Source organism: Neobacillus sp. DFD-2R (assembly GCF_057747865.1).
Genome location: NZ_CM173228.1, coordinates 1626541 through 1640981 on the forward strand (window position 1 = coordinate 1626541; position 14441 = coordinate 1640981).

Annotated in this window: 13 protein-coding genes; 8 read left to right on the forward strand and 5 right to left on the reverse strand. The window is 40.2% G+C overall.

What is annotated here, in order from left to right; translation table 11 throughout:
• Positions 1-124 precede the first annotated feature (124 nt).
• The 8 genes from AC3ANV_RS07975 (at position 125) to AC3ANV_RS08010 (ending at position 10355) form a co-directional block, all read left to right on the forward strand.
• A complete protein-coding gene (locus AC3ANV_RS07975) occupies positions 125-2200 on the forward strand; it encodes a sigma 54-interacting transcriptional regulator (RefSeq protein ID WP_488313094.1) in 2076 nt (691 codons plus the stop codon).
• A gap of 132 nt (positions 2201-2332) precedes the next feature.
• Positions 2333-3238 carry a phosphate butyryltransferase gene (yqiS, locus tag AC3ANV_RS07980; protein ID WP_488313095.1) on the forward strand — a complete coding sequence of 302 codons (906 nt, stop codon included), beginning with the start codon at positions 2333-2335 and terminating at the stop codon, positions 3236-3238.
• Between the two features lie 28 nt (positions 3239-3266).
• Entirely contained in the window at positions 3267-4370 is a 1104-nt protein-coding gene (gene bcd, locus AC3ANV_RS07985) for a branched-chain amino acid dehydrogenase (RefSeq protein WP_488313096.1), read from the forward strand.
• Positions 4371-4449: 79 nt separating this feature from the next.
• A complete protein-coding gene (gene buk / locus AC3ANV_RS07990; RefSeq protein WP_488313097.1) occupies positions 4450-5553 on the forward strand; it encodes a butyrate kinase in 1104 nt (367 codons plus the stop codon).
• Between the two features lie 21 nt (positions 5554-5574).
• Positions 5575-6996 (forward strand): dihydrolipoyl dehydrogenase, encoded by a 1422-nt coding sequence (gene lpdA, locus AC3ANV_RS07995; RefSeq protein ID WP_488313098.1) that lies wholly within the window; start codon positions 5575-5577, stop codon positions 6994-6996.
• Positions 6997-7031: 35 nt separating this feature from the next.
• Entirely contained in the window at positions 7032-8027 is a 996-nt protein-coding gene (locus AC3ANV_RS08000) for a thiamine pyrophosphate-dependent dehydrogenase E1 component subunit alpha (protein WP_488313099.1), read from the forward strand.
• Positions 8028-8039: 12 nt separating this feature from the next.
• Positions 8040-9023, forward strand: a complete 984-nt coding sequence (locus tag AC3ANV_RS08005) for an alpha-ketoacid dehydrogenase subunit beta (RefSeq protein ID WP_488313100.1) — start codon at positions 8040-8042, stop codon at positions 9021-9023.
• A 15-nt stretch (positions 9024-9038) separates the two neighbouring features.
• Positions 9039-10355: a dihydrolipoamide acetyltransferase family protein gene (locus AC3ANV_RS08010; RefSeq protein WP_488313101.1), complete on the forward strand. Its 1317-nt coding sequence runs from the start codon at positions 9039-9041 to the stop codon at positions 10353-10355.
• Between the two features lie 224 nt (positions 10356-10579).
• Here AC3ANV_RS08010 and AC3ANV_RS08015 read toward each other — a convergent pair whose 3' ends face one another.
• The 5 genes from AC3ANV_RS08015 to tenI are packed head-to-tail and all read right to left on the reverse strand — an operon-like array spanning position 10580 to position 14341.
• Positions 10580-11599, reverse strand: a complete 1020-nt coding sequence (locus tag AC3ANV_RS08015) for a thiazole biosynthesis adenylyltransferase ThiF (RefSeq protein ID WP_488313102.1) — start codon at positions 11597-11599, stop codon at positions 10580-10582.
• Positions 11596-12363 (reverse strand): thiazole synthase, encoded by a 768-nt coding sequence (locus AC3ANV_RS08020; protein ID WP_488313103.1) that lies wholly within the window; start codon positions 12361-12363, stop codon positions 11596-11598. Before AC3ANV_RS08020 ends, AC3ANV_RS08015 begins: the two co-directional genes overlap by 4 nt.
• A 2-nt stretch (positions 12364-12365) precedes the next feature.
• Complete coding sequence (thiS, locus tag AC3ANV_RS08025; RefSeq protein ID WP_488313104.1) at positions 12366-12569, reverse strand: sulfur carrier protein ThiS; 204 nt, start codon at positions 12567-12569, stop codon at positions 12366-12368.
• 10 nt (positions 12570-12579) lie between these two features.
• Positions 12580-13719 carry a glycine oxidase ThiO gene (gene thiO, locus AC3ANV_RS08030; RefSeq protein WP_488313105.1) on the reverse strand — a complete coding sequence of 380 codons (1140 nt, stop codon included), beginning with the start codon at positions 13717-13719 and terminating at the stop codon, positions 12580-12582.
• Positions 13712-14341, reverse strand: coding sequence for a thiazole tautomerase TenI (tenI, locus tag AC3ANV_RS08035; protein WP_488313106.1), 630 nt, complete (start codon positions 14339-14341; stop codon positions 13712-13714). Before tenI ends, thiO begins: the two co-directional genes overlap by 8 nt.
• Positions 14342-14441: the final 100 nt, after the last annotated feature.

Sequence of the window (14441 nt, forward strand, 5' to 3'; positions counted from 1 at the left end):
ATTTGTCAAGGCAAGCAAATAAATATACAATAGAAAATGAAAAAAATTGCATATCTTTCCAAACAATAATATGAAAAAACTTTCTTAATGGATAGTATTTGTTTTTTTGAAAGGGGCGGAAAAAATGCAAAATGTCATGATTGTTGGTGCCGGAAAGGGCGGTTCGGCGATCTTAAAGATTTTAAATGAAACTGAAGTGTTGAATGTTCATGCAGTGATTGATCGAAATTTAAATGCCCCGGGTATTTTAATAGCAAAAAAAGGTGGAATTAAAACGGGGACGGATTGGAATCCTTTCTTGTCAGAAAATATTGATATAATCATCGAAGTAACCGGTGATGACAATGTTTTTCAACAGTTGAGAGATGCAAAAAATAAAAAGACCGTTTTAATTCCCGGAAGCGTAGCATTTCTAGTGTCAAAATTAATGGAAGAAAAAGAAGAATTAATTAAAAAACAACAAAATGAATACTACCAACAGGAATTAATTTTTAATTCCACAAATGATGGGATGGTAGTTATTGACGACCATGGATTCGTTATTTTATTTAATCGGCGGGCGCAAGAAATGATAGGGGTAAAAAAAGAAGAAGCGATTGGTAAATTTGTCGCTGAAGTCATTCCAACCACCAGACTGCCGCTTATTTTAAAAACCAGGAAAATTGAGGCAAACCAAGAGATGGTTTTGAGTAATGGACGAAAAATCATAACCACTCGGATTCCTATTATTGAAGAAAATGGAAAGTTAATTGGGGCTTTTGCTGTTTTCAAAGATATAACTGAAGTAGTTAATTTGGCTGAAGAAATTACAGACTTAAAGGAAATTCAAACAATGCTTCAAGCGATTATTCAGTCAAGCGATGACGCTATTTCAGTTGTCGATGAAAATGGCAGGGGGATTTTAATTAACCCGGCTTATACCAGGATTACCGGACTATCTCAAGAACGTGTAATTGGACAACCGGCAACAGCAGATATTTCTGAGGGTGAAAGTATGCATATGAAGGTTTTGCAAACAAGAAGAGCCGTCCGTGGAGTAGCTATGAGAGTAGGTCCCAATAAGAGGGAAGTTATTGTCAACGTTGCTCCGATTATTGTTAAGGGAAAGTTAAAAGGCAGTGTCGGTGTAATCCATGATATGTCAGAGATTAAATCATTAAACAGGGAATTAAACCGAGCAAGGCAGATTATCCGTACATTGGAAGCTAAATATACTTTTGAGGATATTTTAGGGAAATCGGATGAAATGATGATAGCCATCGAACAGGCAAAGCTGGGAGCGAAAACTCCCGCAACCGTCCTCCTTCGCGGAGAATCAGGGACAGGTAAAGAACTGTTTGCCCATGCCATACATAATGCCAGCGACCGAAAATATAACAAATTTATCCGCGTTAATTGTGCAGCAATCTCTGAAACACTTTTAGAAAGTGAATTATTTGGTTATGAAGAGGGAGCATTTTCAGGTGCTAGGAGAGGCGGGAAAAGAGGGTTATTTGAGGAAGCTAATAACGGGAGTATTTTCCTGGATGAAATCGGTGAACTTTCTGCCAATACTCAGGCAAAGCTGCTTAGGGTTCTGCAAGAAAATGAAATTATCCGTGTTGGCGGAACAAAATCGGTTGCCATAAATGTTAGGGTCATCGCTGCAACACATGTCAATCTAGAAAAGGGTATTGCTAAAGGCTCCTTTAGGGAAGACTTATATTATCGTTTAAATCGCATGCCAATCCATATTCCTCCGCTTAGAAAACGAAAAGAGGAAATTCCTTTATTATGTGAAAGGCTTATTCAAAAAATAAATCGGGATTATGGCCGGAATGTTGAGGGAGTAAATCAAGCCGCATTGCTACAATTGATGGCGTACGATTGGCCGGGTAATGTAAGAGAATTAGAAAATATTCTCGGTCGAGCGATTATTTTTATGAATTATTATGAAACCTTTATCGACGTTCAGCATTTACCTGAGCTAAAGAATAAACAATTACTTCATGAATCGCTCTCTTCCCAAAAAAGTAATTCTGTTAATCCGGACCAGCCATTATCATCGATGATCGAAGAATATGAAGCGAGAATTATTCAGCAAACACTAATTCAATCGAATGGTAACAAAACCTTAACAGCTAAGAAGCTTGGTTTGTCGGTGAGGAATCTTTATTATAAACTTGAAAAATACAAACTTGAAAATAATAGCATGCAATAATCTTCATGGTGTGAAAAAAATTGCATTGAGGAATTAAGGAAAATGAAGCGCTTTCAATAAAAAAGTTTTGGCACGCTTCTTGCATATTATTGTGTTGGAGTTGCAGCTAAAAGAGAAAGGGTTGATGACAACTTGTTATTGGAATCGCTGATTGAAAGAGCAACCCGGCTAAACATTAATACGGTTGCAGTCGCTGCGGCTGAGGATGCAGACGTTATCGAAGCAGTTTTAGATGCATTGGACCGTAATCTTGCCAATTTTATATTATTTGGTGACAAAGGAAAAATTCTTGCACTTATTGAAGCTAAGGAAAACGGAAGAAAAAGCAGTAAACTATTAAAGGTTGTTCATGCGGATTCAAATACTGAAGCTGCAGAATTAGCTGTAAAGGCAGTTTATAATAAAGAAGCCACTGTTTTAATGAAGGGGAATATCCCTACTAATCTCATTTTAAAAGCAGTATTGAATAAGGAATATGGGCTCCGGACTGGTAATGTATTATCGCACGCTGCATTCTTTGAAATCCCCGGTAAGAATCGTTTTACGATTGTAACGGATGCGGGAATGAATATTCATCCGGACCTGGAACAAAAAGCACAAATCATAAAAAATACTGTTTCGCTCGCCAATGCTCTCGGTATTGAAAATCCGAAAGTGGCTCCTATAGCAGCAGTTGAAGTGGTTAATCCGGCGATGCAGGCTACCGTTGATGCTGCCGCATTAACGATGATGAACAGAAGGGGACAAATCTCCGGTTGTATCGTTGATGGTCCTCTTGGATTAGATAATGCCGTTTCTTCTTTAGCAGCTGAACATAAAGGAATCCAAAGTGAAGTTGCAGGAAAAGCCGACATTTTATTAGTACCTACCATAGAGGTTGGAAACGTACTATATAAATCTTTAGTATTCTTTGCTAAGGCAAAAGTAGGGGCAGTGATTGCCGGAGCGAAAGCTCCTATCGTGCTTACTTCCAGAGCTGATTCTGCAGAAAGTAAACTTTATTCTCTTGCTCTTGCGTTATGCTGCGTTACAAAATAGATATTCAAATTTGAGGAGGAATATAAGCATGGAAATTTTCAAGTACTTAGAACAATACGATTATGAGCAAGTGGTATTTTGTCAAGATAAACAATCTGGCTTAAAAGCAATTATCGCTATTCATGATACAACTTTAGGTCCTGCTTTGGGTGGAACTCGTATGTGGACGTATGAATCAGAAGAAGCAGCAATTGAAGATGCGTTAAGATTGGCAAAAGGAATGACATATAAAAATGCTGCGGCCGGATTGAATCTTGGTGGCGGAAAAACCGTTATTATCGGTGATCCGCGAAAAGATAAAAATGAAGAAATGTTCAGGGCATTTGGCCGATACATTCAAGGTCTTAACGGAAGATATATTACAGCTGAAGATGTAGGTACAACGGTTGCAGATATGGATTTAATCCATGAAGAAACTGATTATGTTACAGGTATCTCTCCTGCATTCGGCTCTTCAGGAAATCCTTCACCTGTAACAGCATACGGTGTTTATCTTGGTATGAAAGCAGCGGCTAAAGAGGCCTTCGGTACAGATTCACTGGAAGGAAAAGTGATTGCTGTGCAGGGTGTCGGGAATGTCGCCTACACACTCTGTCAACACTTGCACGAAGAGGGTGCACAATTAATCGTGACGGATATTAACAAAGAAGCGGTTCAGCGTGCTGTTGAAGCATTTGGTGCCCGTGCCGTTGATCCAAATGAGATTTATGGTGTGGAATGTGATATTTATGCTCCTTGTGCTCTTGGAGCAACGATCAATGATGATACAATTCCGCAACTTAAGGCTAAAGTAATTGCCGGTTCCGCAAATAATCAATTAAAAGATACACGTCATGGGGATATCATCCATGAAATGGGTATTGTTTATGCACCTGATTATGTTATTAATGCCGGTGGTGTAATCAATGTTGCTGATGAGCTTTATGGATATAATCATGAACGGGCCTTGAAAAAGGTTGAACAGCTTTATACAAGTATTGAAAAAATAATTGAAATTTCCAAGCGTGATGGTATTCCAACTTACGTGGCTGCTGACCGAATGGTAGAGGAGCGTATCGAAAGAATGCGCAATTCCCGCAGCCAGTTCCTTCAAAATGGTCATCACATTTTAAGTCGTAGAACTCACAAATAAGAAAACTTATTGAAATATTAGTACACGGCAGAGCGCTGAATGGGGAATTCAGCGTCTTTGCCTTTTGGAGGTCAATGCGTTGCAAGATAAAGGATTTCGGATTCTCATCATCAACCCTGGTTCAACTTCTACCAAGATTGGGATCTTCGATAATGAAATCTCCGTTTTTGAAAAAACAATTCGTCATGAGGCAGAAGTTATTAACTCTTTCTCGAAGATAATTGACCAATATGAATTTAGGAAAAACACTATTTTGGAAACACTGGATAAAGAAGGAATAAATATATCCAAGTTAAGTGCTGTCTGTGGACGAGGTGGATTGTTACGTCCGATTGAAGGCGGAACCTATGCTGTTAACAAAACAATGCTAGCTGACCTGCGTTCCGGATTTTCCGGACAGCACGCTTCAAATCTTGGAGGTATCATTGCATACGAAATCGCCACAGGGCTAAATATTCCTTCCTTTATTGTGGATCCCGTTGTCGTTGATGAACTCGAACCGATAGCAAGGATTTCAGGTTTCCCGCTAATTGAAAGAAAAAGTATCTTTCATGCATTAAATCAAAAAGCTGTAGCAAGAAGGGTAGCTAAAGAATTAGGAAGGAAATACAGGGAATTAAATTTGATTGTTACCCATATGGGCGGCGGAATAACCGTTGGAGTCCATAAACAAGGGAAGGTTATTGATGTAAATAACGGTCTTCACGGAGATGGACCATTTAGTCCGGAACGGGCAGGAACCGTTCCGGCAGGAGATTTAATAGCGCTTTGCTTTTCAGGTGAACATTATCGGGAAGAGATAATGAAAAGGCTTGTCGGCCAAGGAGGACTTGTTGGTTACCTCGGTACAAATGATGCGGTTGAAGTAGAAAAAAGGATAGAAGCCGGTGATGAAGAAGCTAAGCTGGTATATGATGCCATGGCCTATCAAGTGGCAAAAGAAATAGGTGCAGCAAGTGCTGTGCTATCGGGAAAAGTCGATGCCATTATATTAACAGGCGGCCTTGCATATGGAAAAGGTTTTGTTAAATCCATCACCGACAGAATTAACTGGATTGCTGATACCATCGTCCACCCCGGTGAAAATGAACTACAAGCATTAGCCGAAGGAGCTCTTAGAGTCTTACGCGGTGAAGAAGATGTAAAAGTCTATCCCGGGAATTACAAAACAGCAAAAATTTGAGGAATTTGGGAGGAAATATTAGTGGCACACGAATACGATTTGGTCATTCTTGGTGGCGGTACCGGCGGCTATGTTGCTGCCATTCGCGCTTCTCAACTTGGACTGAAAACAGCAATTGTTGAAAAGGGAAAACTTGGCGGGACATGTTTACATAAAGGCTGTATTCCCAGTAAAGCATTACTCAGAAGTGCAGAAGTTTATGCCACAGCTAAACGAAGTGAAGACTTTGGGGTTATGACAAGTGATGTTTCCGTTAATTTTGGTAAAGTTCAAGAAAGAAAAAATAAAATTATTGAAACTCTTCACAAGGGCGTCCAACATTTAATGAAGCAGGGAAAAATAGATGTTTATGAAGGAATCGGAAGAATATTAGGCCCATCAATTTTTTCTCCTATGCCCGGGACAATCTCAGTTGAAATGAATAACGGTCAGGAAAACGAGATGTTAATCCCCAAAAATGTTATAGTTGCAACCGGATCAAGACCAAGAACGCTCCCCGGTCTTGAAATTGACGGAGAGTTTGTCTTGACTTCAGACGAAGCATTATCACTTGAGGCTCTGCCAAATTCTATTATAATTGTTGGAGGCGGCGTAATCGGAATTGAATGGGCATCAATGCTTTCTGATTTTGGGGTCGAGGTTGCGGTTATAGAATATGCAGACCGTATCATACCGACAGAAGATAAAGAAATTTCAAAAGAAATGCAACGTTTAATGAAGAAAAAAGGAGTTAAACTGGTAACAAGTGCAAAAGTACTCCCTGAAACATTAGTCAAAGGCGATGAAGTAACTGTATCGGCAGAAGTAAAGGGAGAACTGAAAGAATATAAAGCTGATAAAATTCTAGTTTCGGTAGGGCGACAGGCAAATACGGAAGGAATTGGCATAGAAAACACAGATATTCAGATAGAGAAAGGTTTCATTATTACAAATGAATTTTTCCAAACCAAGGAATCCCATATCTATGCGATTGGTGATGTGATTGGCGGTTTACAATTAGCACATGTGGCATCACATGAAGGGATTGTTGCAGTGGAGCATATTGTTGGGAAAGATCCTTCCCCTTTAGATTATAACCTTATTTCCAGATGTATTTATAGCAGCCCCGAGGTTTCAAGTGTTGGTATTACAGAGGAACAGGCAAAAGAAAAAGGTTATAATGTAAAGGTTGGTAAATTTTCTTTCCGGGTGATTGGGAAAGCACTTGTTTTTGGAGAATCTGATGGTTTTGTCAAAATTGTTGCCGATTCAGAGACTAATGATATTCTAGGAGTTCATATGATTGGTCCGCATGTAACCGATATGATTTCAGAAGCAGGGCTTGCGATGGTTTTAAACGCCACACCATGGGAAGTTGCTCACACTATTCATCCACACCCAACTCTATCAGAGGCAATTGGGGAAGCCGCACTCGCAGTTGATGGAAAGGCAATTCACTCGTAAATTTTTCAAGCGGATAAATGGGAGGTATCAGATAGATGACAGAAAAGCGTCATGAAGCTATAGGGTTAAGCGATGAAAAAGTATTGGAAATGTATGAAACTATGCTTTTGGCCCGCCGCATTGATGAGCGGATGTGGTTATTGAACCGTGCAGGTAAAATACCATTTGTTATTTCATGTCAAGGGCAGGAAGCAGCACAGGTGGGAGCTGCTTTTGCTCTCGACAAAGAAAAAGATTATGTTCTTCCATATTATAGAGATATGGGTGTGGTCTTAACTTTTGGAATGACTGCCAGGGAATTAATGCTATCCGGCTTTGCAAAGGCGGAAGATCCGAATTCAGGTGGACGGCAAATGCCAGGTCACTTTGGGCAAAAGAAAAATCGAATTGTTACAGGCTCATCTCCGGTAACAACTCAAGTTCCACATGCTGTTGGTATCGCATTAGCGGGTAAAATGGAAAGAAAAGACCTTGTTACTTTTGTAACCTTTGGTGAAGGTTCTTCTAATCAGGGAGATTTCCACGAAGGGGCTAACTTTGCTGGTGTCCATAAACTACCGGTTATTTTTATGTGTGAGAATAATAAATATGCAATTTCTGTTCCGATTGAAAAACAATTGGCTTGTGAAAAGGTTTCAGATCGTGCCATTGGTTATGGTATGCCGGGAATCACGGTTGATGGAAATGATCCATTGGAGGTTTACAAAGCTGTGAAAGAAGCTGCTGATAGAGGGCGTCGCGGCGAAGGTCCAACACTGGTTGAAACAGTTTCTTACCGTCTGACTCCGCATTCTTCTGATGATGACGATCGTTCGTATCGCGCACCTGATGAGGTTGCTAAAGCCAAAACACTAGATCCGATCATTACATTTGGTTCCTATTTAAAGGAAACAGCTGTCATGAATGATGACTTGGAAAAAGAAATCAACGACCGTGTAATGAAATTGGTGAATGATGCAACCGATTATGCAGAAAATGCTCCGTATGCTGCACCGGAAGAAGCGTTGAAATATGTTTATGCGGACTTGTAAGGGGGAGGAAACATGGCGGTAATTTCTTATATTGATTCAATAACAATGGCGATCCGTGAAGAAATGGAAAGGGATCCGAAGGTTTTTGTACTTGGTGAAGACGTAGGGGTAAAAGGCGGTGTGTTTAAAGCAACACATGGCTTGTATGAACAGTTTGGAGAAGAGCGGGTTATCGATACACCATTAGCTGAATCAGCGATTGCCGGAGTTGGGATTGGCGCTGCCATGTACGGAATGCGACCGATTGCCGAAATGCAATTTGCCGATTTTATTATGCCTGCAGTTAACCAAATTATCTCTGAAGCAGCAAAAATTCGCTATCGCTCGAATAATGACTGGAACTGTCCAATTGTTATTCGTGCACCATATGGCGGTGGCGTCCATGGAGCACTTTATCATTCCCAATCGGTTGAAGCGGTATTTGCCAATCAGCCCGGATTGAAAATTGTAATGCCGTCCACTCCATATGATGCTAAAGGTTTATTAAAAGCAGCCATTCGTGATAATGACCCGGTTCTTTTCTTTGAGCATAAACGGGCATACCGTTTGATTAAAGGAGAAGTGCCAACTGACGATTACATTCTGCCAATAGGAAAAGCGGATGTTAAGCGTGAAGGTGAAGACATTACGGTCATTACATATGGGCTTTGTGTACATTTTGCCCTCCAAGCGGCAGAAAAATTAGCTAAGGATGGAATTTCAGTACACATTCTTGATTTAAGGACCGTCTATCCTCTTGATAAAGAAGCGATTATTGAAGCAGCTTCTAAAACGGGTAAGGTTTTACTTGTAACAGAGGATACAAAAGAAGGCAGCATCATGAGTGAAGTTTCGGCGATTATAGCTGAAAATTGCTTATTTGAATTAGATGCACCGATTATGCGCCTTGCAGGACCGGATGTACCGGCAATGCCGTATGCTCCTACCATGGAAAAATTCTTTATGGTGAATCCTGATAAAGTAGAAAAAGCAATGCGTGAGCTTGCGGAGTATTAATAGGAGGTTTGACCATTGGCAATTGAACAAATTAAAATGCCTCAGCTAGGCGAGAGCGTTACAGAAGGCACAATTAGTAAATGGCTTGTTTCTGTCGGAGATAAAGTGAATAAGTATGATCCCCTGGCAGAGGTCATGACCGATAAAGTAAATGCAGAGGTCCCTTCTTCCTTTACAGGTGTAATTAAAGAGCTTATTGCTGAAGAAGGAGATACATTAGCTGTTGGGGAAATCATCTGCAGTATCGAAATCGAAAGCGGTAATACTGAAGCAGCCACTGCTGTAGTTGATAACAAACAAAAGGAAGAAAAAAACATAGCAGAGGCTGTCCCTCAAGCAGACCAGGGAAATAAAGCACGATATTCTCCCGCGGTGTTAAAAATTTCACAGGAAAATGGGATTGATTTGACTCAAGTCCAAGGATCCGGAGCAGGGGGACGGATTACAAGAAAAGATTTATTGAAGCTAATCGAATCTGGAAATATTCCAGTATCGGGGCAAAAAGAAGAAACAACGAAACAACCGGCTACCCGGCAGGTTGCACAACAAGAAACAGTTCAAAATGTTTCTAATCAGCCAGTTTCAACACAAAAACAAATAGCACCAGCTGCAAATATCCCGGTTGCGGCCGGTGACATTGAGATCCCTGTTACAGGCATCCGTAAAGCGATTGCTGCCAATATGCTGCGAAGCAAGCATGAGGCACCGCATGCCTGGACGATGATCGAAGTTGACGCAACCAATTTGGTTGAATACCGAAACTCTCTTAAAGATGAGTTTAAGAAAAAAGAAGGCTTCAATTTAACGTTCTTTGCTTTCTTTGTTAAAGCCGTAGCACAGGCACTTAAGGAGTTTCCGCAAATCAATTCTATGTGGGCCGGAGAAAAAATCATCCAGAAGAAAGATATCAATATATCCATTGCAGTCGCTACCGATGATGCGCTATTCGTACCGGTTATTAAACAGGCCGATGAGAAAACTATTAAGGGAATTGCCCGCGAAATAGCTGAGCTTGCGATAAAAGTAAGAACTGGAAAGCTGAGATCTGATGATATGCAAGGTGGAACGTTTACTGTCAACAACACAGGGTCTTTTGGCTCTGTTCAATCAATGGGGATCATAAACTACCCTCAAGCTGCAATTCTACAGGTGGAATCTATTGTTAAACGTCCTGTCGTGATGAATAATGGAATGATTGCTGTTCGTGACATGGTGAACTTATGTATGTCACTTGATCACCGTGTATTAGACGGGCTTGTTTGTGGGCGTTTCTTACAACGCGTCAAAGAAATTCTTGAAAATACTTCTAAGTCAACAACTTCAATTTATTAAAAATGAAAAAAACGCTGCCCAAAGGGTAGCGTTTTTTCATACAAGATAAGAAAGAAATTTAATTCTTTGAGAATTTGTCCAGCTCCAGCACCCAGTGACTAGTGGACTTCGCTCTTCTCCCTACGATAAGTCAACATCGGATCGCTCCGCTCTCCGTGTTTCCTTGATCTCAGTCGAAGCGCTCCAGCCCATACGTCACTAAACGGGCGCTTACGCTTTTCTTATCATCCCAAATATTTATGGTAGAGGGATTTCGCTTCAGTGATATCCTTTGTTCCGTGCACTAAAACTCTTCCATCTTTAAAAATAACTAAACGATAAGGATCCATACTATAGGATAAAAGATAAGGATTCCGCTGAACCGTTCCACCTTGAACCGTAAAAACTTTTTCTAATGCTTCAAGGTCGCGTTCGATGGGAGAAGAAGGTCGAATCTGTACAGAATCTCTACCACAAAGAACAGCAGTCTTAGTTTGATTTTCAAAGGATAAATAAGGGAAAAGGTGTTCTTTTCCACATGACGGACAATTTTCATCTTTTAATCTATCTACTCGAATCGCACTATATTGATTTTTCCACAAATCAAATGAAACTAATTTGTCCCGTAATGAATCCATATCTTCTACTAAAATCTTTAATGCTTCACTTATTTGGTAGGAAATGACCATGTTTACAGCAGGACTTATGATTCCTGCTGTATCACAGGTTAACCCACCTAAAGGAACTGTTTTTAATAAACAAGCAAGGCAAGGTGTTTTTTTCGGTATAATCGTGTAGGTGATTCCGTAGCTACCTACACAGGCACCATAAATCCAAGGCACCTGATATTTTTGTGATACATCATTTATCATCATCCTAGTTTCAAAATTATCAGTTGCATCAATGATAAGATCTACTTGTTTTGCCCATTCTTCAAGTTCTAAAACGGAGGCGTCTGCAATAATTGCCTCGATCGCCACGGCTGAATTAATGGCTTCCAATCGCTTTTTTGCTGCAATTACTTTAGGTATTCGATTTATTGCATCATCTTCCGAATATAACTGTTGCCGCTGTAAATTTGACCACTCAACATAGTCACGATCAACAATTGTCAGCTTACCAATTCCGGCGCGGAGTAATGCTTCGGCATTTCCTGTCCCAAGTGCTCCGGCACCAATTATTAGTACATGTTTTTTTGCAATTTTTTTTTGTCCTTCTTTTCCAATTGGTGGAAACAATTCTTGTCGTGAATATCGATCATTCACCCAATACTCATTCCTTCCATCGGACTGCTTGCGGTAGCGTATCTCTTATTGGCAATACGGCCGGCTTCAAAGCCAAGCCTTCCCGCTTCAATTGCCAGCTTCATTGCTTTTGCCATTTTAATTGGATCTTTTGCCGCTGATACGGCTGTGTTTAATAAAACACCATCCGCGCCTAATTCCATCGCCTTGGCGGCATCAGCTGGAGAACCGATTCCGGCATCAACAATAACCGGTACTTCAGCTTGTTCAATAATAAAGCTTAAGTTCAATGGATTAATTATCCCTTGACCGGATCCGATTGGCGAAGCTCCGGGCATGACAGCATGACATCCGGCTTCTTGAAGTTTCCTAGCTAAAACGACATCATCGGAGGTATAGGGCAGTACGATAAACCCTTCCTTTACTAATTCTTCTGTAGCCTTTAGGGTTTCAATCGGATCTGGAAGTAGTGTTTTATCACAGCCAATCACTTCGACCTTTATCATATCGCAAAGGCCTGACGCTTTCGCCAATTTTGCGATACGAACGGCTTCTGCCGCCGTTTTTGCTCCGGCAGTATTTGGCAGGAGAGTATATTTATTCGTGTCCAGTTGTTCTAAAAAGTTAGGCTGACTTGGTTCAAAAATATTCATTCTTCGGATAGCAAACGTAAGGATTTCCGCTTCGGAAACCTCCACTGCTTTTTTCTGAATGTCATAGCTTGGATATTTACCTGTACCAAGTAATAAACGTGACTGAAATGATAATGAGCCAATTTTCAACATTATTAACCGCCTCCAACAAAATGTACAATTTCAATTCGATCTCGATCAGACAATCTAGTACTTTGATGTTCCATCCTTGTTAAAATCTCTCCATTTATTTCGACGACAACCACTTTATCATGAATTTGGTAATGCTTTAGTACGTCTGAAACAAATACAATATTTTCGGGTAAAAGTATATTTTCGCCGTTCAGTTGTACGTTCATATTCCACCTCCTATTGAACCGCTTTGCAATGTCTATCCAAGCGAAAAGCAGAGAGCGTTTTATCATCTGTTAAATTTCGGTCCATCAATGCAGCTACTAGTTTCCCTGTAAGAGGGCTTAGTAAAATCCCATTTCGAAAATGTCCTGCTGCAACAAACAAACCCTTCCAAATTGGATGTTCACCAATGTATGGGTTCCCATCACCGGTTTGCGGCCTAATTCCTGCCCAAACCCGCTCCCATTTTGCGTCCTTAATCTGTGGAACCAGCTGAACAGCTCTTTCTACTAATGTCGTAATTCCTCCGGCCGTTACCCTGTTATCAACTGTATTTTCCACCATTGTAGCACCGATATAAATTTCACCATTTCGTTTAGGTACTAAATAACAACGTTTATCGGAAAAAATCGTAGTGTTAATAATCGGCTTTTCAGTCATGACTGAAAAGCATTCCCCTTTGACAGGATAAACATTAATTTCCAACCCGGTTTCGTGCATTAATTTGGCAGCCCAAGCTCCTGTCGCAATGACAACCTGTTCACAATTAATTACACCTTTTGTTGTTTTTACCCCTTTGACTTGCCCGTGTTCATAAATAAATGAAAGGACTTCAGTATACTCATGAATTTCTGCGCCAAAATGTACTGCTGCTTTAGCAAATGCATATGTTAATTTAGCGGCTTGGACATGCCCATCATTTGGAAGGTACATCCCTCCGGTAACACTGGAAGATAGAGCAGGTTCCATTTCTTGTAATTCCTTTGAATCAAGCCATTTGATGCTAGGATCCCACCTCCGTTGAAACGTGACTTGTTTTTTTAATTCCAGGGCTATTTCCTCTGATTCAGCAATTTTTAACATCCCTTTATTAACAAATTCGATATCGATGCCGGCATATTCAAGCATCTCGTTCGAAATAGATGAAAACATTGCCTGGCTTTTTAAAGCTAATTGGAAAAATGGACCGTCTTTTTCGATTTCCGCTTGTGCTGCCAGCATTCCGGCAGCGGCACTGGATGCCTGACAAGCTAAACGTTCCTTCTCAAGAACAATTACTTTTCTCCCCATTTTTGCAAGTTGATATGCAATAGAGGACCCAATTATTCCTCCCCCGACAATTGCCACATCAAATGAATTTTTCACTTTACACATCTCCATCTTTTAATTCATTTTGGTAAGACCTTACAGCTGCTAATGGATCGTGGGCTTCTAATATTCCGGACATAACCGCGATGCCCTTAGCGCCGGCGGAAATTACATGTCTAGTATTCTCTGGTGTAATGCCGCCAATGGCAATGACAGGAAGGTCAAGTAGTCCTGTTAGCCTTTTAAATTCTTCTAAACCTCTAGGTAATAATCCCGGTTTTGATTTTGTAGAAAAGACGTGACCATAAAGCACATAATCAGCACCACTCTGTAATGCTTTTTGTCCTTCTTCCAAGGAGTGGATAGAACATCCGAGCAAAAGCCCGGGAAAATTTGTTTTTATAATTGAAGGATCTAAACTATGTGATGCTAATTGAACTCCTGCTGCACCTGTAACGAAGGCAACATCCACACGGTCATTAATAATAATCTTTGATAATGGTATGTTTCTTTCTGTGAAAAGCTGGACTGCTTGATAGATTTCCTGTGCAGATTTTTGTTTTTCTCGTATATGAATTGCCGTTATATATGGGTGAATCTCCATTAAAATTTCACTTAGTTTATCCATCGGCATTTTGCCATTGGATACAATATGTAGTTCTTTTAAACTATTTAAAATTTGAGTCACCCCTTTAGTAATATTCTGCTTATCCTTAAAATAAATCTGAAAAACAAAAAACCACTTTCTTTTTGTAAAGAAAGTGGTTGAAAATTTGAAATGAAAAGGC

Coding starts and splice junctions, on each gene's coding strand:
- AC3ANV_RS07975 (WP_488313094.1), top strand. CDS start 125: ATGCAAAATGTCATGATTGTTGGTGCCGGAAAGGGCGGTTCGGCGATC.
- bcd (WP_488313096.1), top strand. CDS start 3,267: ATGGAAATTTTCAAGTACTTAGAACAATACGATTATGAGCAAGTGGTA.
- AC3ANV_RS08000 (WP_488313099.1), top strand. CDS start 7,032: ATGACAGAAAAGCGTCATGAAGCTATAGGGTTAAGCGATGAAAAAGTA.
- AC3ANV_RS08005 (WP_488313100.1), top strand. CDS start 8,040: ATGGCGGTAATTTCTTATATTGATTCAATAACAATGGCGATCCGTGAA.
- AC3ANV_RS08020 (WP_488313103.1), bottom strand. CDS start 12,363: ATGTTGAAAATTGGCTCATTATCATTTCAGTCACGTTTATTACTTGGT.
- thiS (WP_488313104.1), bottom strand. CDS start 12,569: ATGAACGTACAACTGAACGGCGAAAATATACTTTTACCCGAAAATATT.
- thiO (WP_488313105.1), bottom strand. CDS start 13,719: ATGTGTAAAGTGAAAAATTCATTTGATGTGGCAATTGTCGGGGGAGGA.